This is a genomic window from Streptomyces sp. NPDC037271 (genome assembly GCF_055603605.1).
The window spans coordinates 427,424-445,603 of record NZ_JBVJVN010000003.1; the positions used below are offsets into that span (position 1 = coordinate 427,424).

The 18,180-nt window shown below is 70.9% G+C and carries 17 protein-coding genes, 1 rRNA gene and 1 riboswitch; of the genes, 6 read left to right on the top strand and 12 right to left on the bottom strand.

The annotated features are described in order from the left end of the window. The first annotated feature begins 25 nt into the window (after positions 1 to 25). The 5 genes from ACZ7G3_RS09740 (at position 26) to ACZ7G3_RS09760 (ending at position 3,832) form a co-directional block, all read left to right on the top strand. Positions 26 to 421 (top strand): TOBE domain-containing protein, encoded by a 396-nt coding sequence (locus ACZ7G3_RS09740; RefSeq protein WP_470924510.1) that lies wholly within the window; start codon positions 26 to 28, stop codon positions 419 to 421. Between the two features lie 231 nt (positions 422 to 652). Beyond that, positions 653 to 1,486 carry a molybdate ABC transporter substrate-binding protein gene (gene modA / locus ACZ7G3_RS09745; protein WP_470924511.1) on the top strand — a complete coding sequence of 278 codons (834 nt, stop codon included), beginning with the start codon at positions 653 to 655 and terminating at the stop codon, positions 1,484 to 1,486. Continuing rightward, complete coding sequence (locus ACZ7G3_RS09750) at positions 1,483 to 2,292, top strand: ABC transporter permease (protein WP_470924513.1); 810 nt, start codon at positions 1,483 to 1,485, stop codon at positions 2,290 to 2,292. The genes modA and ACZ7G3_RS09750 overlap by 4 nt, the downstream gene beginning before the upstream one ends. Beyond that, entirely contained in the window at positions 2,289 to 3,386 is a 1,098-nt protein-coding gene (locus ACZ7G3_RS09755; protein WP_470924515.1) for an ABC transporter ATP-binding protein, read from the top strand. Before ACZ7G3_RS09750 ends, ACZ7G3_RS09755 begins: the two co-directional genes overlap by 4 nt. 26 nt (positions 3,387 to 3,412) lie before the next feature. Next, positions 3,413 to 3,832 (top strand): TOBE domain-containing protein, encoded by a 420-nt coding sequence (locus tag ACZ7G3_RS09760; protein WP_470924517.1) that lies wholly within the window; start codon positions 3,413 to 3,415, stop codon positions 3,830 to 3,832. A gap of 66 nt (positions 3,833 to 3,898) precedes the next feature. Here ACZ7G3_RS09760 and gcvP read toward each other — a convergent pair whose 3' ends face one another. Beyond that, the gene (gene gcvP, locus ACZ7G3_RS09765) at positions 3,899 to 6,784 is read right to left on the bottom strand and encodes an aminomethyl-transferring glycine dehydrogenase (protein ID WP_470924519.1); all 2,886 of its coding nucleotides are present in this window, start codon (positions 6,782 to 6,784) and stop codon (positions 3,899 to 3,901) included. A 175-nt stretch (positions 6,785 to 6,959) separates the two neighbouring features. Continuing rightward, positions 6,960 to 7,055, bottom strand: a riboswitch (glycine riboswitch). Between the two features lie 137 nt (positions 7,056 to 7,192). Here gcvP and ACZ7G3_RS09770 point away from each other — a divergent pair. Further along, a complete protein-coding gene (locus ACZ7G3_RS09770; RefSeq protein ID WP_426598642.1) occupies positions 7,193 to 7,570 on the top strand; it encodes a PRC-barrel domain-containing protein in 378 nt (125 codons plus the stop codon). A 214-nt stretch (positions 7,571 to 7,784) separates the two neighbouring features. Here ACZ7G3_RS09770 and ACZ7G3_RS09775 read toward each other — a convergent pair whose 3' ends face one another. From ACZ7G3_RS09775 to rrf, 11 genes are all read right to left on the bottom strand, one after another. Then, positions 7,785 to 9,245: a DNA polymerase IV gene (locus ACZ7G3_RS09775; protein WP_470924521.1), complete on the bottom strand. Its 1,461-nt coding sequence runs from the start codon at positions 9,243 to 9,245 to the stop codon at positions 7,785 to 7,787. Positions 9,246 to 9,314: 69 nt separating this feature from the next. Beyond that, positions 9,315 to 9,998 carry a MerR family transcriptional regulator gene (locus ACZ7G3_RS09780; RefSeq protein ID WP_470924522.1) on the bottom strand — a complete coding sequence of 228 codons (684 nt, stop codon included), beginning with the start codon at positions 9,996 to 9,998 and terminating at the stop codon, positions 9,315 to 9,317. Between the two features lie 194 nt (positions 9,999 to 10,192). Then, complete coding sequence (locus ACZ7G3_RS09785; protein ID WP_470924524.1) at positions 10,193 to 10,666, bottom strand: bifunctional nuclease family protein; 474 nt, start codon at positions 10,664 to 10,666, stop codon at positions 10,193 to 10,195. An 84-nt stretch (positions 10,667 to 10,750) separates the two neighbouring features. Further along, positions 10,751 to 11,488 (bottom strand): transcriptional regulator FtsR, encoded by a 738-nt coding sequence (gene ftsR / locus ACZ7G3_RS09790; protein WP_470924526.1) that lies wholly within the window; start codon positions 11,486 to 11,488, stop codon positions 10,751 to 10,753. A 42-nt stretch (positions 11,489 to 11,530) separates the two neighbouring features. Beyond that, positions 11,531 to 12,490, bottom strand: coding sequence for an FHA domain-containing protein (locus ACZ7G3_RS09795; RefSeq protein ID WP_426598646.1), 960 nt, complete (start codon positions 12,488 to 12,490; stop codon positions 11,531 to 11,533). A gap of 61 nt (positions 12,491 to 12,551) precedes the next feature. After that, positions 12,552 to 13,409 carry a DUF881 domain-containing protein gene (locus ACZ7G3_RS09800; RefSeq protein WP_470924528.1) on the bottom strand — a complete coding sequence of 286 codons (858 nt, stop codon included), beginning with the start codon at positions 13,407 to 13,409 and terminating at the stop codon, positions 12,552 to 12,554. Between the two features lie 5 nt (positions 13,410 to 13,414). Beyond that, entirely contained in the window at positions 13,415 to 13,747 is a 333-nt protein-coding gene (locus ACZ7G3_RS09805) for a small basic family protein (RefSeq protein ID WP_003977440.1), read from the bottom strand. Next, positions 13,744 to 14,580, bottom strand: a complete 837-nt coding sequence (locus ACZ7G3_RS09810) for a DUF881 domain-containing protein (RefSeq protein WP_426598648.1) — start codon at positions 14,578 to 14,580, stop codon at positions 13,744 to 13,746. Before ACZ7G3_RS09810 ends, ACZ7G3_RS09805 begins: the two co-directional genes overlap by 4 nt. A gap of 177 nt (positions 14,581 to 14,757) precedes the next feature. Then, the gene (locus ACZ7G3_RS09815) at positions 14,758 to 17,253 is read right to left on the bottom strand and encodes a sugar phosphate nucleotidyltransferase (protein ID WP_426598649.1); all 2,496 of its coding nucleotides are present in this window, start codon (positions 17,251 to 17,253) and stop codon (positions 14,758 to 14,760) included. A gap of 113 nt (positions 17,254 to 17,366) precedes the next feature. Continuing rightward, positions 17,367 to 17,975, bottom strand: coding sequence for a CDP-alcohol phosphatidyltransferase family protein (locus ACZ7G3_RS09820; protein WP_239770181.1), 609 nt, complete (start codon positions 17,973 to 17,975; stop codon positions 17,367 to 17,369). A gap of 110 nt (positions 17,976 to 18,085) precedes the next feature. Then, a 5S ribosomal RNA gene (gene rrf, locus ACZ7G3_RS09825) occupies positions 18,086 to 18,180 on the bottom strand; the annotation flags it as partial.

The following is an 18,180-nucleotide window of genomic DNA, read 5'->3' on the forward strand; positions in this document are numbered from 1 at the left end:
CTTGCCGCGGCCTATCGTGACCGGCATGCAGTCCTACACGATCGGCCAGGCGGCACGGCTGCTCGGCGTCAGCCCGGACACCGCCCGCCGCTGGGCCGACGCGGGCCGGCTCACCACCCACCGCGACGAGGGCGGACGGCGACTCGTCGACGGGCGCGACCTGGCCGCGTTCTCGGTGGACCTCGCCCGCTCCGACGGCGCCGACGGGGAGACCCCGTACACCTCGGCCCGCAACGCCTTCCCGGGGATCGTGACCGCGATCAAGCTCGGCGACGTCGCCGCCCAGGTCGAGATCCAGGCGGGACCGCACCGGCTCGTCTCCCTGCTGACCCGGGAGGCGGTGGAGGAACTCGGTCTGGAGGTCGGCGTGGAGGCCACCGCCCGAGTGAAGTCGACGAACGTACATATCGACAGGACGTGACCCGTCGGCCGGCCTCACGTCCGTACGAACGCACATGCCAGCCTTTCCTCGAACACGCCTCGCTTATGCGATGCGACAGGAGACTTACCCCTCGCAGATGCGGAAGTATGATCGGCGTCATGGTGAGGCCGACGGGCTCGGCCGCCGTCCAGCCCAGCCGCCGTCCAGCCCAGCCGCCGAACCGTCGGAAGCCCGCGCCCGACAACCCCGACCACGCAGAGGGAGTGGCCCGTGACGACCCGATCCGTGCGCAGGACCCGCCGCATCCGACGGACCCTGCGGGCGCCCCTCCCGGCCGCCGCCGCGCTGCTGGCCCTGAGCGCGTGCTCGTCGTCCTCCGGCTCGGACACGGGCCCGGACTCCGCCGGCTCCTCGTCGTCCTCCAGGGTCTCCGGCCAGGTCAACGTCTTCGCCGCCGCCTCGCTCAAGGAGAGTTTCACGGCGCTCGGCGAGACATTCGAGAAGCAGCACCCGGGCACCGAGATCACCTTCAACTTCGCCGGCAGCGACACCCTCGCCGCCAGTATCACCAGCGGCGCCCCCGCGGACGTGTTCGCCTCCGCCAGTCCGAGGACGATGGCCACCGTCACCGACGCCGGGGCCACGGCCGGCGCACCCTCCACCTTCGTGCGCAACCAACTGGAGATCGCCACCCTGCCGGGCAACCCGGACAGGATCTCCTCCCTCGACGACCTCGCGGAATCCGGCCTCAAGGTCGTGCTGTGCGACAAGTCCGTGCCGTGCGGCGCCGCGACTCGGCAGGCGCTGGCGGCCGCCGGCCTGGAGCTCACCCCCGCCTCGTACGAGCAGGACGTCAAGGCCGCCCTGACCAAGGTCGAACTGAAGGAGGCCGACGCCGCCGTCGTCTACCGCACCGATGTGAGGGCGGCCGGCGACAAGGTGACGGGCGTGGACTTCCCCGAGTCGGCCGAGGCCGTCAACGACTACCCGATCGCCCTCCTCGAGGAGGCTCCCAACGCCGGCGCGGCGAAGGCCTTCATCGACATGGTGAAGTCCGCCGAGGGGCAGCGGGTGCTGACCGGGGCCGGGTTCCGCACGCCGTGAAGAAGCCCCACGTGCCCGGGACCGGCGCCCGCGCGGTGCCGGTCCCCCTGCTGGTACCCGCCCTCGTCGGCCTGGCGTTCCTGCTGCTGCCGCTGATCGCCCTGCTGGTACGGGCGCCGTGGCGCAGCCTGCCCGACCAGCTGACCAGCCCGGAGGTGTGGCAGGCCCTGCGGCTGTCGCTGCTGTGCGCCACGTCGGCGACCGCGCTGAGCCTGGTCGTCGGTGTGCCGCTGGCCTGGCTGCTGGCCCGCACGGAGTTCCCCGGCCGGGGCTTCGTCCGCGCCCTGGTGACGCTGCCCCTGGTGCTGCCCCCGGTGGTGGGCGGCGTGGCGCTCCTGCTGGCGTTCGGACGCAACGGCGTCGTCGGGCAGTGGCTGGACGCGTGGTTCGGGATCACGCTGCCGTTCACCACGACGGGTGTGATCCTCGCGGAGACGTTCGTGGCGATGCCGTTCCTGGTGATCAGCGTGGAGGGCACCCTGCGCGCCGCCGACCCGCGCTTCGAGGAGGCCGCCACGACGCTGGGCGCGTCGCGCTTCACCGCGTTCCGCCGGGTCACGCTGCCGCTGATCGCGCCGGGCATCGCGGCGGGCGCCGTCCTGGCGTGGGCGCGGGCGCTGGGCGAGTTCGGGGCGACGATCACGTTCGCGGGCAACTTCCCGGGCCGCACCCAGACCATGCCGCTGGCGGTGTATCTCGCCCTGCAGAACGACCCGGCGGCGGCGATCGCCCTCAGCCTGGTGCTGCTGGCCGTCTCCATCGCCGTACTGGCCGGGCTCCGGGACCGCTGGATGAGGGCATCATGACCGGCACCGACGAACCGACCACCACGACGGAACCCGCCGGCGGACGCACCCCGGGCGCCGGCCTCGACGCCCGCCTCGTCGTGGACCGCGGCACCTTCCACCTGGACGTCGCACTGACCGCCGCGCCCGGCGACGTCGTCGCCCTGCTCGGTCCCAACGGCGCCGGCAAGACCACCGCCCTGCGCGCGCTGGCCGGCCTCGCCCCGCTCACCGACGGCCACCTGCGCCTCGACGGTGCCGCCCTGGACCGTACGCCGCCCGAGTCCCGCCCGGTCGGCGTGGTCTTCCAGGACTACCTGCTCTTCCCGCACCTGACCGCGCTCGACAACGTGGCCTTCGGGCCGCGCTGCCGGGGCGTCGGCAAGGCGCAGGCCCGGGCACAGGCCGCCGCCTGGCTGGACCGCATGGGCCTCGCCGACCACGCGGGGGCCAAGCCTCGCAGCCTCTCCGGCGGCCAGGCCCAGCGCGTCGCACTCGCCCGCGCCCTGGCCACCAACCCCCGGCTGCTGCTCCTGGACGAGCCCCTCGCGGCACTGGACGCCCGGACCCGCCTGGAGGTCCGCGCCCAGCTCCGCCGCCACCTGACCGAGTTCGAGGCCGTCGCCGTGCTCGTCACCCACGACCCGCTGGACGCCATGGTGCTCGCCGACCGGCTCGTCGTCGTCGAGCAGGGCAGGGTCGTCCAGCAGGGCGGCCCCGCCGACATCGCCCGCCGGCCCCGCACGGACTACATCGCCCAGTTGGTCGGCCTGAACCTCTACCGCGGCCGGGCCGACGGCCACACCGTGCGGCTCGACGCCGGTCCCGCCCTCACCACCACCGAGGACCTCTCCGGCCCGGTCTTCGTGGCGTTCCCACCGGGCGCCGTGACCCTGTACGGACGACGCCCCACCGGCTCCAGCGCCCGCAACCTGTGGCGCTGCGAGGTCGCGGGCCTGGAGACCCACGGCGACCAGATCCGCGTGGACCTCACCGGCGAACTCCCGCTCGCCGCCGACCTCACCACGGTCGCCGCGGCCGAACTCGGCCTGCACCCGGGCGCGCCGGTATGGGCGACGGTCAAGGCGACGCAGACCCACGCATACCCGGCATGACTCCTCCGCCGGGCTACGGTGCCCCCATGAGCCTGAGCATCCGCAACCAGCTCCCCGGCACCGTCACCGCCGTCATCCCGGGCGAGGCCATGGCGACGGTCCGGGTCCGCCTCATGGGCGGCCAGGACCTCACCGCGGCGATCACCCGGGACGCCGCCGAGGACCTCTCCCTCGCCGCGGGCACGGCCGTCCGCGCCCTGGTGAAGGCGACGGAGGTGTCCGTGGCGACCGGCCGTGTCGAGGGCCTGTCCATCCGCAACCGGCTGCCCGGCACGGTCACCGCCCTCACCACCGGCGACGCGATGGCCTCCGTGCGGGTCGCCGTGGAGGGCGCCGAACTGACCGCGGCGATCACCAAAGAGGCCGCCGACGACCTGGGCCTGTCCGTAGGCGCCCCCGTCGTCGCGCTGGTCAAGTCGACGGAGGTGTCGCTCGCGACCGTGTGAGACACGGCGAGAGGCTCCGTGCGGGGCCCGTCCCGGCCTGCACGGAGCCTCTCTGCTACGGGCGGCTCAGTCCTCGTACGCGTCCAGCGGCGGGCAGGAGCAGACGAGGTTCCGGTCACCGTAGGCCTGGTCGATCCGGCGCACCGGCGGCCAGTACTTGTCGGCGGCGGACACCCCGGCCGGGAAGACGGCCTCCTCGCGCGTGTACGCGTGGTCCCAGTCGCCGCCCAGCGCACCGGCGGTGTGCGGCGCGCCCCGCAGCGGGTTGTCGTCCGCGGACCAGGCGCCGGAGCCGACCTTCTCGATCTCCGCGCGGATGGCGATCATCGCCTCGCAGAACCGGTCCAGCTCGGTGAGGTCCTCGGACTCGGTCGGCTCGATCATCAGCGTGCCGGCCACCGGGAACGACATCGTCGGCGCGTGGAAGCCGTAGTCGATCAGCCGCTTGGCGACGTCGTCGACGCTCACGCCGGTCGCCTTGGTCAGCGGGCGCAGGTCGATGATGCACTCGTGCGCGACCAGCCCGTCCGGGCCGGTGTACAGCACCGGGAAGTGCGGCTCCAGGCGCTTGGCGATGTAGTTGGCGGACAGCACGGCCACCTGCGTGGCGCGCTTGAGCCCCTCGCCGCCCATCAGCCGGACGTACGACCACGAGATCGGCAGGATGCCGGCCGAGCCCCACGGCGCCGCCGAGATCGGGCCGACGCCCGTCTGCGGACCGGCCGCGGGCTGCAGCGGGTGGTTGGGCAGGTACGGCGCCAGGTGCGACCGCACGGCCACGGGGCCGACGCCCGGACCGCCGCCGCCGTGCGGGATGCAGAACGTCTTGTGCAGGTTCAGGTGGGAGACGTCGCCGCCGAAGTGGCCGGGCTTGGCGAGGCCGACCAGGGCGTTGAGGTTGGCGCCGTCCACGTAGACCTGGCCGCCGGCGTCGTGCACCCGGGCGCAGATGTCGGCGACGTGCTCCTCGAAGACGCCGTGCGTGGAGGGGTACGTGATCATCAGCACGGACAGCTCGTCGCGGTGCTTCTCGATCTTGGCGCGCAGGTCCTCGACGTCGATCTCGCCGTCCTCGGCGGTCTTGACGACGACGACCTTCATGCCGGCCATGACCGCGCTGGCGGCGTTGGTGCCGTGCGCGGAGGACGGGATGAGGCAGACGGTGCGCTGCTCGTCACCGTTGGCGCGGTGGTAGGCGCGTACGGCGAGCAGGCCGGCGAACTCGCCCTGCGACCCGGCGTTCGGCTGGAGCGAGACCTTGTCGTACCCGGTGACCTCGGCGAGCCGCTCCTCCAGCTCACGGATGAGCGTGAGGTAGCCCTGCGCCTGCGCGGCGGGCGCGAAGGGGTGCAGGGCACCGAACTCCGGCCACGTCACCGGCTCCATCTCGGTGGTCGCGTTGAGCTTCATGGTGCAGGAGCCCAGCGGGATCATGCCGCGGTCCAGCGCGTAGTCGCGGTCCGCGAGGCGGCGCAGGTAGCGCAGCATCGCGGTCTCGGAGCGGTACTGGTGGAAGACCGGGTGGGTCAGGAAGTCGTCGGTGCGCAGCCGGGCCTCGGGCAGCGTCTCCCCGGTCGCCGCGTCCAGCGCCTCGATGTCGCCCTCGACGCCGAAGGCGTTCCACACGCCGCCGACCTGGGCGCGCGTGGTGGTCTCGTCGCAGGCGAACGACACGTGGTCGGCGTCGACGAGGCGCAGGTTGATGCCGTTCTCCCGGGCGGCGTGGACGACCTCGGCGGCCCGGCCCGGCACCCGCGCGGTGACCGTGTCGAAGTAGGCGCCGTGCACGATCTCGACACCGCCGGCCGCGAGACCCGCGGCGATGACCGTGGCGTACCGGTGGGTGCGGCGCGCGACGGCCCGCAGCCCCTCCGGCCCGTGGTACACGGCGTACATGCCGGCCATGACGGCGAGCAGCACCTGCGCGGTGCAGATGTTGCTGGTGGCCTTCTCGCGGCGGATGTGCTGCTCGCGGGTCTGCAGGGCGAGGCGGTAGGCCTTGTTGCCGTCGGCGTCCACGGAGACGCCGACCAGGCGGCCGGGCAGGCTGCGCGCGAACTTCTCGTGCACCGCCATGTAGCCGGCGTGCGGTCCGCCGAAGCCCATCGGCACACCGAAGCGCTGCGTGGTGCCGATGGCGATGTCCGCGCCCAGCTCGCCGGGCGAGGTGAGCAGCGTGAGGGCGAGCAGGTCGGCGGCGACGGTGACGAGGGCGCCGAGCTCGTGCGCCCGGTCGATCACCGGCTTGATGTCGCGCACGGCACCGGAGGCGCCCGGGTACTGGATCAGGACGCCGTTGATCTCCCGCTCCGCGACCTCGGCCGGGATGCCCTCGCCGAGGTCGGCGACGACGACCTCGACGCCGGTCGGCTCGGCGCGGGTCCGTATCACGGCGATGGTCTGCGGCAGGGCGTCCGCGTCGACCAGGAAGAGGCCCTTCTTGTTCTTGCCCATGCGCCGGGAGAGCGCCATGGCCTCGGCGGCGGCGGTGCCCTCGTCGAGCAGCGAGGCACCGGAGGTCGGCAGGCCGGTGAGCTCGGCCACCATGGTCTGGAAGTTCAGCAGGGCCTCGAGACGTCCCTGGGAGATCTCCGGCTGGTACGGCGTGTACGCGGTGTACCAGGCCGGGTTCTCCATGACGTTGCGCAGGATGACCGGCGGGGTGAAGGTGCCGTAGTAGCCGAGGCCGATCATGGAGTCGAGGACCTGGTTGCGGTCGGCCAGGGAGCGCAGCTCGGCCAGCACCTCGGCCTCGGAGCGCGCACCGGGCAGGTCCAGCGCGTCGGCGTTCTTGATCACATCCGGCACCGCGGCGGCCGTCAGCTCGTCGAGCGAACCGTAGCCGACCTGCGCGAGCATCTTGGCCCGGGCCTCTTGGTCGGGGCCGATGTGGCGCTGCTCGAACGGTGCCGACTGTTCGAGCTCGGAGAGCGGAGTGCGATGGGCGGTCATTGCGGAGGCCTCCTGGTCTGACGACCTTCGAGGGGCACCACGGCGCGGGTACCCGGACGGCCTCCCCCTCTGTCATCTCGACCTGAGAGCTTCACCGGGGGCCCGAGGGCTCTCCCGGCTTTCACCGTCGGTGAGAGCGGAAGCCGTTGACGCCCGCCCTGCTTTCCAGAGTGACCTCGTCCGTGCGGTACGTGAGCCTGAGAGATTCCGGGGAGGATTTGCTCCTTCGGCGCCTCCGGTGGTGTCCGGAGGACTCTCCCGCACGGGGTCAGCAGCCGTTTGCCAGCGTACCAGCGAGGTCGCCGCACGGACTTCGAGTGGCCGACCGGCCATATGTGCTCTTTTGTAGTACTTACGGATGATTCGGCGGCTGGTGTGCGAGCCCAGTGCGACCCAATGGAGGGCCCCGTGCGTACCGACATCGACCCGCGCAATCTGATCGGCCGCAAGGCGTTCGACCGCAACGGCACCCGGATCGGCACTGTCGACGAGGTCTATCTCGACGACGCCACCGGGGTCCCCGAGTGGGCTGCCATACGCACCGGCCTGTTCAGCAGGGACGCCTTCGTGCCCCTGGAGCCCAGCGAGCTGGTCGAGGGCACCCTGCGCGTGCCCTTCGACCGGGCTCTGATCAGGGAGGCTCCCGACTTCGGCGTCGGCCGCCATCTCTCGCCGGAACAGGAACTCCAGCTCTACCACCACTACGGTCTCGACGTCGCCGCTCCTCCCCCGCTCCCCGACCACGACTTCGGCAGGCTGGCGGGCCAGGGCAAGGAGGAGAGCTGACGGCGGTCCGGTCCCACCGCGCCCTGCCCGCCCGGGCCCATCCGGAGGATCGTGGCGCAGACGCGGGCTCCGACCGCCCTCTCCGCCGCCCGCAGGACACGAGGAGCAACCCCACCGGCCCTGCCGACGCTCGCCGACACCCTCCCCCGCCTCCCCTTCCGTCTTCCGGCCGGCCCCCTCGGTCCCCCTCCCCGGCGCCGGTCGGCGGGCGCCGTCACGTCAGGTCCTGGCCGACGGCAGGACACGCGGGCCCCGCCGGGCCGGTCCGCGCGTCGGTGCCCGCGGCGAGGTCCGGGCCGCCCTCCGCGCCCGCCGGCCCGGACGCCCCGGGTCTTCGCGGCACGGGCGCGACCAGTGGCAGCGGATCCGCCGGTGCCAGGTCCGGGTCGTCCACCGGGAAGGTCCGTACCCGGCCGGTCTCCGAGTAGGGCGTCTCGAACCGCACGGTGACCCTCCCCAGTCCGCTGCCCTGCACCCACCCGTGCCCGTACTCCGCGTGCCGCACGTCGTGCCCCGCCGGCCACCGGCGCTCGGCGGGGGCCGGCCGGTGCTCCGCGGCGGGCTCCGGATCGGGTTCCTCGGCGAGCTCGTCGGCCCGGTCCCCCGCCGCCTGCGCGAAGAGGTCCTCCTGCGTGTAGTCGGCGAGTCCGCTGACGCCGACCCCGAGCAGCCGCACGCCGCCCGTGGTGTCCACGGAGTCCAGCAGCCGGGCCGCGGCCTCCCGCACCACACCCGGGTCGTCCGTGGGCCCCCGGAGGGTCTCGGAGCGCGTCAGCGTGGAGAAGTCGTACCTGCGTACCTTGAGCACGATGGTCCGCCCGGACAGCCCGGAGGCGCGCAGCCTCCGTACGCACCGGTCGGCCAGCCGCCCGACTTCCACACCGACCCGCAACCGGTCGTGGATGTCCACGTCGTAGGTGTCCTCGACGGACACCGACTTGGTCTCCCGCTCGGCCACCACGGGCCGCTCGTCACGGGCCAGGGCCATGGCGTAGAGGGCATGCCCGTGCGCCTTGCCCAGCAGCCGTACGAGCTCGTCCTCGCCCGCCTCGGCGATCTCGCCGACCGTGGTGATCCCGGCCCGCCGCAGGTGGTCTCCCGTGGCCGGGCCCACACCGGGCAGCGTCCGCACCGTCATCGGCTCCAGCATCGCCCGCTCGGTCCCCGGCGGGATCAGTACCAGCCCGTCGGGTTTGGCCTCCTCGGAGGCGATCTTGGCGAGCATCTTGGAGGCGGCGAGCCCCACGGACCCGGTGAGGCCGGTGACGGTGCGGATGTCCGTGCGCAGCTTCGCGCCGGCCAGCCGCGCCGACTCCGCGTCCCAGGCCGTCCCGCCGGCCTCCAGGTCCACGAAGGCCTCGTCCAGGCTCAGCGGCTCCACCAGGGGCGACAGCGCCCGCAGCAGCCGCATCACCTGCTCGCTGATCGACCGGTAGAGCTCGAAGCGCGGGACGAGGTACGCGGCGTTGGGTGCCAGCCGCCGGGCCTGGCCCATGGGCATCGCCGAGTGCACGCCGAAGACCCGCGCCTCGTACGAGCAGGTGGCGACCACGCCTCGTGGCCCGAGGCCGCCCACGACCACGGCCTTCCCGCGCAGACTCGGCTTGGACGCCTGCTCCACCGAGGCGAAGAAGGCATCCATGTCGAGATGCAGGATCGTGGGCGCGGTTCTCACATCTCCGATGCTGCCCTACGCCACTGACAACGCCTCGCCCGACCGTGCCCCGCCCGCGTGCGGGCGGTGTCAGACCGCCCGGTTGCGCCGCCGCGCCAGCTCGTCCGCCGGATTGTGCCCGACCAGGGTCTCCCCCGTGTCGATCCGCTCCCCGTGCAGCTGGGACAGCGCGCTCTCGACGTCCCGCCACACCACGCCGACGGCGATGCCGAAGATGCCCTGCCCGCCCTGGAGCAGGGCGTGCACCTCGTCGGGCGAGGTGCACTCGTAGACCGTGGCGCCGTCGCTCATCAGCGTCATCCGTTCCAGGTCACGAAAGCCGCGTTCCCTGAGATGCTGGACGGCGGTGCGAATGTTCTGCAGTGACACCCCAGTGTCGAGGAAGCGCTTGACGATCTTCAGCACGACCACGTCGCGGAAGCTGTACAGACGCTGCGTCCCGGACCCGTGGGCGGGCCGCACGGAGGGCTCGACGAGGCCCGTGCGAGCCCAGTAGTCGAGCTGCCGGTAGGTGATACCGGCGGCCGCGCAGGCCGTCGGACCGCGATAGCCGATCTGCTCGGACGCCATGGACGTCGCCCCTCCGCTGCTCGGCACGGCAGCCGGTCGCTGCGGAACGCCCTCGGCCGCGCCACCGTGTTGGGGATACCCCCCGCCCGCGCGGAGCCGGGATTTCGGGGGAGGGTACGGACCGCTTGCCCCAAGGCTGTGCCCGGGGCCACCCCCAGCCGTACCGTCGCCGCTGATTCTCACGCCGACCTCCGTCCTTGACCTGCCTCCTCGACGGTAGGCAGTCACCACGGGTGCGTCAACGATCGCCACACTCGGCACGCCGAGTGATAATCACCCTACGAGTGGTTTCACGTGCCCCACCGCGGGGAAAGGCTAGCCGAATGTGCCCGGTGGAGGGCCGCACGGGCGCCCTGGAACGCCTCGGCCCTCGCGCCTCACTGGTTGCTGGTCCCGAAGTCCTCGGGCGAGATCTGGTCGAGGAACTCGCGGAACTTCTCGACCTCGTCCTCCTGCTCGTCCGGGATGGCGATACCGGCGTCGTCGAGCACCGTGTCACTGCCGAAGATCGGTGTTCCGGTGCGAAGGGCCAGCGCTATGGCGTCGGACGGCCTGGCACTCACCTCGACCCCGCTCGCGAAGACCAGCTCGGCGTAGAAGACCCCGTCCCGCAGGTCGGTGATGCGCACTTCGGTGAGGTCCTGGCCGACGGCTTCCAGCACGTCCTTGAAAAGGTCGTGGGTCAGCGGGCGTGCGGGGGCCATGCCCTGCTGGGCGAAGGCGATCGCCGTCGCCTCCCCCGGCCCGATCCAGATGGGGAGGTAGCGGTCGCCTCCCACCTCGCGCAGCAGCACGATCGGTTGGTTGGAGGGCATCTCGACCCGGACACCTACGACATCGAGCTCGTTCACACAGCAACCCTAGGCCGTGCCCGGGACATTTGGGTAGTCGGGCCGGGATCGGGTGGGCGTTCCGGGTTCCCGAGCAGGCCGGCTTCAGGGCAGCCGCACGCCGAGGGCGGACTGCACCAGTGCCGCGTGCAGCCTCACCGCGAGCCCGGCCAGCTCCTTGGTGCGGGCTTCCGCGTGTGCCCTGGTCTGGGGGTTGCGGTGGCGCTTCAGCGGCGCCACCACCTGGTCCACGAGCCCGGCCTCCCGGTCCGCGGCGGCCTTCATCACCCGCAGGTGCCGCGGCTCGATCCCGAACTTCCCCAGCTGGACCACCAGCGACGCCACGGTGACCACCTCGGCGTCGTACCCCCCGTCGGGCAGCGGGGCGAGGAGCCCGTACGACTCCCACTCCTTCAGCTCCTGCTCGCCGATCCCGGCCGCGGCGAGCAGCTCGTCCCGCCCGATCCGGGCCGCCACTGGTCCCTCGGCGGTCTCCGGCACGGACTCCCCGTCCCGCTGCCGGGCCAGCGTCGGCAGCGGCACGGCCTCACCGCGTTCCATGGCGTCCAGGTGCTCGCGGATCACCTTCAGCGGCAGGTAGTGGTCCCGCTGCATGCGCAGCACCTGACCGAGGCGCTCGACGTCGTGGGCACTGAACTTGCGGTACCCCGCCGGGGTCCGCCGCGGCTCCACGAGGCCCTCCGACTCCAGGAAACGGATCTTGGAGATGGTGACGTCGGGGAACTCGTCACGCAGTGCGTTCAGCACCGTGCCGATGCTCATCAGCCCACTGTCCGTGGCGGCGGCGCCGTTCCCGGCACCGCCGCTCGGTGTTCGAAGCATGGACCTTCCCTGGAGGTTCCCCGGGCGGATGCCCGGGGGCGGTCAGTAACCCCGCTGGCTCGCGTAGAAGACCAGCCGGTACTTGCCGATCTGCACCTCGTCACCGTTCGACAGGGCGACCTGGTCGATTCGCTCACGGTTGACGTACGTGCCGTTCAGGCTGCCGACGTCGGCCACCGTGAACGAGCCGTCCGGACTGCGACGGAACTCCACGTGGCGGCGCGAGACCGTCACGTCGTCCAGGAAGATGTCGCTCTGCGGATGACGCCCGGCGGTGGTCAGCTCGCCGTCGAGCAGGAAACGGCTGCCGGAGTTCGGACCACGGCGCACGACGAGGAGCGCGGACCCGAGCGGCAGTGCGTCGACGGCCGCCTGCGCCTCGGGAGAGAGCGCCGGCATCGCCGTCTGGCCGGTGACCTCCGCGTCGTACGCTTCCAGGCCGGAGATGGAGATCGTGGAGGTCGTCTCGGACGCACGCTCCGGAACCGCCCCGGCACGCAGCGGCGCCCCGCAGTTGGAGCAGAAGCGGCTGTTCTCCGCGTTGCGGTTACCGCACCTCGTACACACCAGGGCCGACATGGACGGATCCTCCTGCCGCGGCTGCCCCGCCGGAACGTTCGCCCCGTACGGACCGGGGCCGAACCCTCCGCCCGTACCCGAGGTCGAGGGCTGCCCGAAACCTATGCCGCTGGACTGCGCAGGGTCAACGGACGGCGCGCCATGACCACCCGGCGTGTCACCGCCCGGACCAGCCACCTGGTCCCGGTACATCGGACGCCGACCCTCTGCGTCAGGCTGTGCGCGATGACGGGCGGTCGCGTTGTCGCTGCCCTCTCGCGCGCTCTTGCCGAACAACTTCGCAAACAACTTCACGGGCGATTCCCCTTGACCGAAACAGACCCGCCCGTGGGGCAGGACGAACCCTGACTGAACGTACTGGCCGACCCGGACACCTTCACAACGTCCGTCTCCACCAGACAGTTTCCACCACGCACCACCCAATCGGTGCGCCGACCCCCCGCAACCTCATGCCCTCGCCGGACGCCGCCCATGCACCGCCGGTTCACTCGGAGGACGACCGAGCGTAGTCAGGCCGCTTCGCCACTCGCAAGGCGTCCACGACGATCTTGCCGGACCGCTCAACAGTAACGGTGGCCTGTTCCTTCTCCAGAGTCTGCACCACGCCTCCAGGAATGTTGAGAGCCGGTTCGAGGTCCTGCGGCTTGCCGATGACCTGAAAACGATAGGGCGCGTTGATCTTGTTCCCGTCGACGCTCACGGACTTGTCGGAGTCGGTGAGGTACGTGCCGGCGACGACCCGCACGCCGTTCACCTGGATCGCCTCCGCGCCCGCCGCGCGCAGTTCCTGGATCGCGTCGAGCAGCATGTCCGCTTCGACCGCTCCCTTCGTGTCCTCGATCGTCACTGTGATGCCGGGCCCCTGCGCGGCCACGGTGCCCGCGAGGATGCCCAGTTGCCGCTCCTTCTCGAGCGTCTGCCTCCGGGCCTCCTCTGCCTGGTCGGAGCTGTTCTCCAGCTCGTCGCGCTGCTTCTCGAGGCCCTGCTTCTCGTCTTCAAGACGCTGAGTCCGGTCGTCCAGTTCATCGAGGATGCGGACCAGATCTTCCTGCCGGGCGCCACGCAGCGCGCTGTCGCCCTCGCTGTTCGACGCCACCTGGACGGCCAGGCCGAAACCGAGGCCGAACAGGAGCAGGGCGACGATGAGTTGGGCCCGGGTGAGGCGCGGCGGCCACAGCCCCTTGACGAGCCGCTGCCTACCGGTCACCCCGGGCTGCGGCCCGGCCTCCCGCTCCGGCGGCTTCCCGTCCGGGACGTCGGCGGCCGGGGGCGCCGACGGCGGCACCTCGTCGGGCAGCTCCTTGCGCAGCTTGTTCGCGGCCTGCGCGTCGCGGTCGCTCATCGGCCTCACGCCCGGAAGACGTGGCGTCGGATCGCCGCGGCGTTGGAGAAGATGCGGATGCCGAGGACGACCACCACACCGGTGGACAGCTGGGCCCCGACGCCCAACTTGTCGCCCAGGAACACGATCAGTGCGGCCACGACCACGTTCGACAGGAACGACACCACGAAGACCTTGTCGTCGAAGATGCCGTCGAGCATGGCCCGCAGGCCGCCGAACACGGCGTCGAGCGCCGCCACGACGGCGATCGGCAGGTAAGGCTCGACGGCCGCCGGCACCTCGGGCCGGACCAAGAGGCCGGCCACGACTCCCACGACGAGGCCCAGTACGGCGATCACGATGTGCCCTTCTCGGTTATCGGCTGTGCTGTACGTACGATCACACTTGTTGCGGCCGGCAGCTTGAGGTCGTCCACCGCGGAGACGGCCGTCCGGATGCCGTAGTTCTCCTGCAGGGCATGCAGGTACAGTCCGTCGGCACTGTCCTGGAAACGGGTACTGAGCCGCTCGCCGTCCCCGACCGCAAGCACCGTGTACGGCGGCACCAGCGGCCTGTTGTCGACCAGTATCGCGTCACCGGCGGCCCTGATCGCCGACAGTGCTGTCAGGCGCTGTCCGTTGATGGAGACCGCCTCGGCGCCCGACTCCCACAGCCCGTTGACGACGCGCTGCATGTCCCGGTCACGCACCCGGCCCGTGTCGGAGAACCCGGAGGTGCCGCGCGGCTGCCCGTCACCGCCCGCGCTCGCGTCCTTGGCGTCGTCGACCACGAGCTTCACACCCGGGCCGTGCACCTCGACCGCGCCCGACAGGATGCCCATCAGGTCGGAACGGCCACTGTCGCCGTTCTTCTCGAGCGCCTCGCGCTGTCGCGCGCTCACGTCCGCCCGCAGCTCGTCGACGCTCTCCTCGAGCCTGTCGGCGGCAGAGGTCTCCCCCTCGATACGGTCGATGAGCTCTTCGCGCTCCTTGGCGACGGCGGGAGCCGCGACGCGCGCCTGGGCCGCACCGACCGTTACCACCAGCGCCGCGAGCACCAGGCCGGCGGCCAGTCCGAGCTTGGCACGGAGGGTCTTGGGCATGCCGCCCACGCCCTCGGTCTTCTTCCGCGCGGCGGCCTCGGCGTATCCGTCGTCGAGGCTGTGGTCCATGACGTTGGTGAGCAAGGACATGGACGCGTCCGGGCGCGAGGGCCGCGTGAATGTGCTCCGAACAGGGGGTTGCTGCGGCATGCCGCACATCGTCGCACGCCACGGCCACTACCTCCGAATGGCCCCACCGGCGTGCCGGACAGGCCCCCTTGGGGGACACTTGTCCGGCACGCACGCGTGCGGTGTGTGCGGTGTGACCTACCGGCCCGCGCTGTCCACCACCGCGGACCACTCGTCGAGCAGGGCCTGCGCCGAGGCGTCGTCGGGGCCCTCGGCCCACAGATGCGTGACCGCCTCGGCGGGGTCGGGCAGCACCATCACCCACCGCCCGTCGGTCTCCACCACGCGCACACCGTCCGTGGTGTCCACGAAGCGGTCTCCGGCCGCTTCGACGACCCGCCGCATCACCAGTCCCTTGACCGCCCACGGAGTGGCCAGATCGCGCTTGAGGACATGCGCCCGCGGGATCCGCGCGTCGATCTGGCTCAGCGTGAGCTGCGTCCGCGCGACCAGCCCGATCAGCCGCACGAAGGCCGCCGTACCGTCGTAGACGCTGCTGAACTCGGGGACGATGAAGCCGCCCTTGCCGTCACCGCCGAAGATCGCCCCTTCCTCGCCCCCGACGCGTGTCAGGTCGTCGGGAGAGGTGGTCGTCCACTCGACCTGGGTGCCGTGGTACGCCGCCACCTGTTCGGCGATCCTGGTGGTCGTCACCGGCAGCGCCACCCGCCCGCTGCGCCGCTCGGCCGCGATCAGGTCGAGCATCACCAGCAGCGCCCGGTCGTCCTCGATGATGCGGCCCTTCTCGTCGACCAGCGACAGCCGCTCACCGACCGGGTCGAACCGCACGCCGAACGCCGCCCGCGACGACGCCACGATCTCCCCGAGACGCACCAGACCCGAGCGCCGCATGTCGGCCGATTCGGTCGGCCTGGATTCGTCGAGGCCGGGATTGATGGTCAGCGAGTCGACACCCAGTTTCCCGAGCAGGCTCGGCAGGACCAGTCCCGAACTGCCGTTGGAGGCGTCCACGACCACCTTGAGCCCGGATTCGGCGATCCCCGTGATGTCGACGTTCCGCAGCAGCGACCCGGTGTACGAGTCGTACACGCTGGACGGGAAGTGCAGGTCCCCGATCTCTCCGGGGAACGCACGCCGGTACTCCTGTCGTGCGAACACCCGGTCCAGCTTCCGCTGGCTGCCCTGCGACAGGTCCGCACCCTGTCCGTCGAAGAACATGATGTCCACGGAGTCCGGCACCCCGGGGGTGGTCCGGATCATGATCCCGCCGGCGCTGCCCCGTGCGGTCTGCTGCCGTGCCACGGGCAGCGGTACGTTCTCCAGGTCCCGTACGTCGATGGCGCTGGCCTGCAGGGCGGAGATCACCGCCCGCTTCAGCGCGCGGGCACCGCGGGAGTGGTCGCGGGCCGTGGTGACGGTGGAGCCCTTCTTCAACGTGGTCGCGTAGGCACCGGCCAGCCGTACGGCCAGTTCCGGCGTGATCTCCACGTTCAGGATGCCGGACACCCCGCGGGCGCCGAAGAGATGGGCCTGGCCCCGGGACTCCCAGATGACCGAGGTGTTGACGAAGGCACCGGCCTCGATGGTCTTGAACGGGTAGACCCGGACATTGCCCTGGATGATCGATTCTTCACCGACCAGGCACTCGTCACCGATGACCGCGCCGTCCTCGATCCGCGCGGCGCGCATGATGTCGGTGTTCTTGCCGACGACGCAGCCTCGGAGGTTGCTGTGGGGCCCGACGTAGACGTTGTCTGCCACGACGGCCTTGTGCAGGAAGGCGCCGCTCTTCACGACGACGTTGGATCCGATGACCGTGTGTTCCCGGATTTCGGCGCCGGCCTCGACCTTGGCGTAGTCGCCGATGTAGAGGGGCCCCCGGAGCACGGCGTCGGGGTGCACCTCGGCGCCCTCGGCCACCCATACGCCGGGCGAGATCTCGAAGCCGTCGATGTCGACGTCGACCTTGCGCTCCAGCACATCGGCCTGGGCCTTCACATAGCTCTCGTGGGTGCCCACGTCCTCCCAGTAGCCCTCGGCGATGTAGCCGTAGACGGGCTTGCCTTCCTTCATCAGCTGTGGGAAGACGTCACCGGACCAGTCCACGGGCACGTCGGGGTCGACGTAGTCGAATACCTCGGGTTCCATGACGTAGATACCGGTGTTCACGGTGTCCGAGAAGACCTGGCCCCAGGTCGGCTTCTCCAGGAAGCGTTCGACCTTGCCCTCTTCGTCGACGATGGTGATGCCGAATTCCAGCGGGTTGGGAACGCGCGTCAGGCACACGGTGACGAGCGCGCCCTTTTCCTTGTGGAAATTGATCAGGTCGGTGAGGTCGAAGTCGGTCAGGGCATCGCCGGAAATAACGAGGAAGGCATCGTCCTTCAACGCCTCCTCGGCGTTCTTGACGCTCCCGGCGGTTCCGAGTGGCTTCTCCTCGTTGGCATAGGTGAGCTCCATTCCGAGCTCTTCGCCGTCACCGAAGTAGTTCTTGACCAGCGAGGCCAGGAACTGGACGGTGACGACGGTCTCGTTGAGCCCATGCCTTTTGAGCAGCCTCAGAACGTGCTCCATGATCGGCCGGTTGGCCACCGGCAGGAGCGGCTTGGGCATGCTCGAGGTCATGGGACGAAGGCGTGTGCCTTCGCCTCCAGCCATCACGACGGCCTTCATGTCGGAAGCGTCCTCCTCTAAGAGACGACGGATTGACCGACTTCACCCGTCCAGAGTCCCGCACTTTTCCAGTGGGGGCCATCCGGCCGCCGGGGGCCTCACAATCGGCGGGTTCAGTCGGCCATGGTGTCCGCACGGACCAAGCGGCGGACCTGCACCACGTAGAGAACACCTGCCCACCAATACAGGGTTGTACCCCATCCGGCGAACGCCCATCCGAAAACGGCAGCGAGTGACGCGATCCATCCGCTTCCGTCGCTCAGCAGAAGCAGGGGGAAGGCGTACATGAGGTTGAAGGTGGCGGCCTTCCCCAGGAAGTTCACCTGCGGTGGCGGATAGCCGTGTCGCCGAAGGATGCCCACCATCACCAGCAGGACGGCTTCCCGAGCAAGCAGTACAAGGGTCAACCAGAGCGGGAGAATCTCGCGCCAGGTGAGGCCCACCAGGGTGGAGAGAATGTAAAGCCGGTCAGCGGCGGGGTCCAGGAGCCGGCCGAGGCTGCTGATCTGGTTCCAGCGCCGCGCGAGCTTCCCGTCCAGATAGTCGCTGACGCCGCTCAGGGCCAGCACCAACAGGGCCCAACCGTCGCTCTGCGGACCGCCGAACTCGGGCCTGAGGATCAGCCATAGAAAGAGGGGCACGCCGGCGAGGCGCGCCATGCTGAGGATGTTCGGGATGGTGAGGACCCGGTCGGTCTGCACGCGGGTCTCCTGGACCTCCACGCGGGGGCCTCCTGGGGTGAAACGAGCCAATGATGCTCCCTGACCTTACCTCAACGCAAAAAAGCTCTGGCTCTCGGGCTGTATGCCCAAGAGCCAGAGCTCTAAGAGAAGTTCGGCGGCGTCCTACTCTCCCACAGGGTCCCCCCTGCAGTACCATCGGCGCTGTAAGGCTTAGCTTCCGGGTTCGAAATGTAACCGGGCGTTT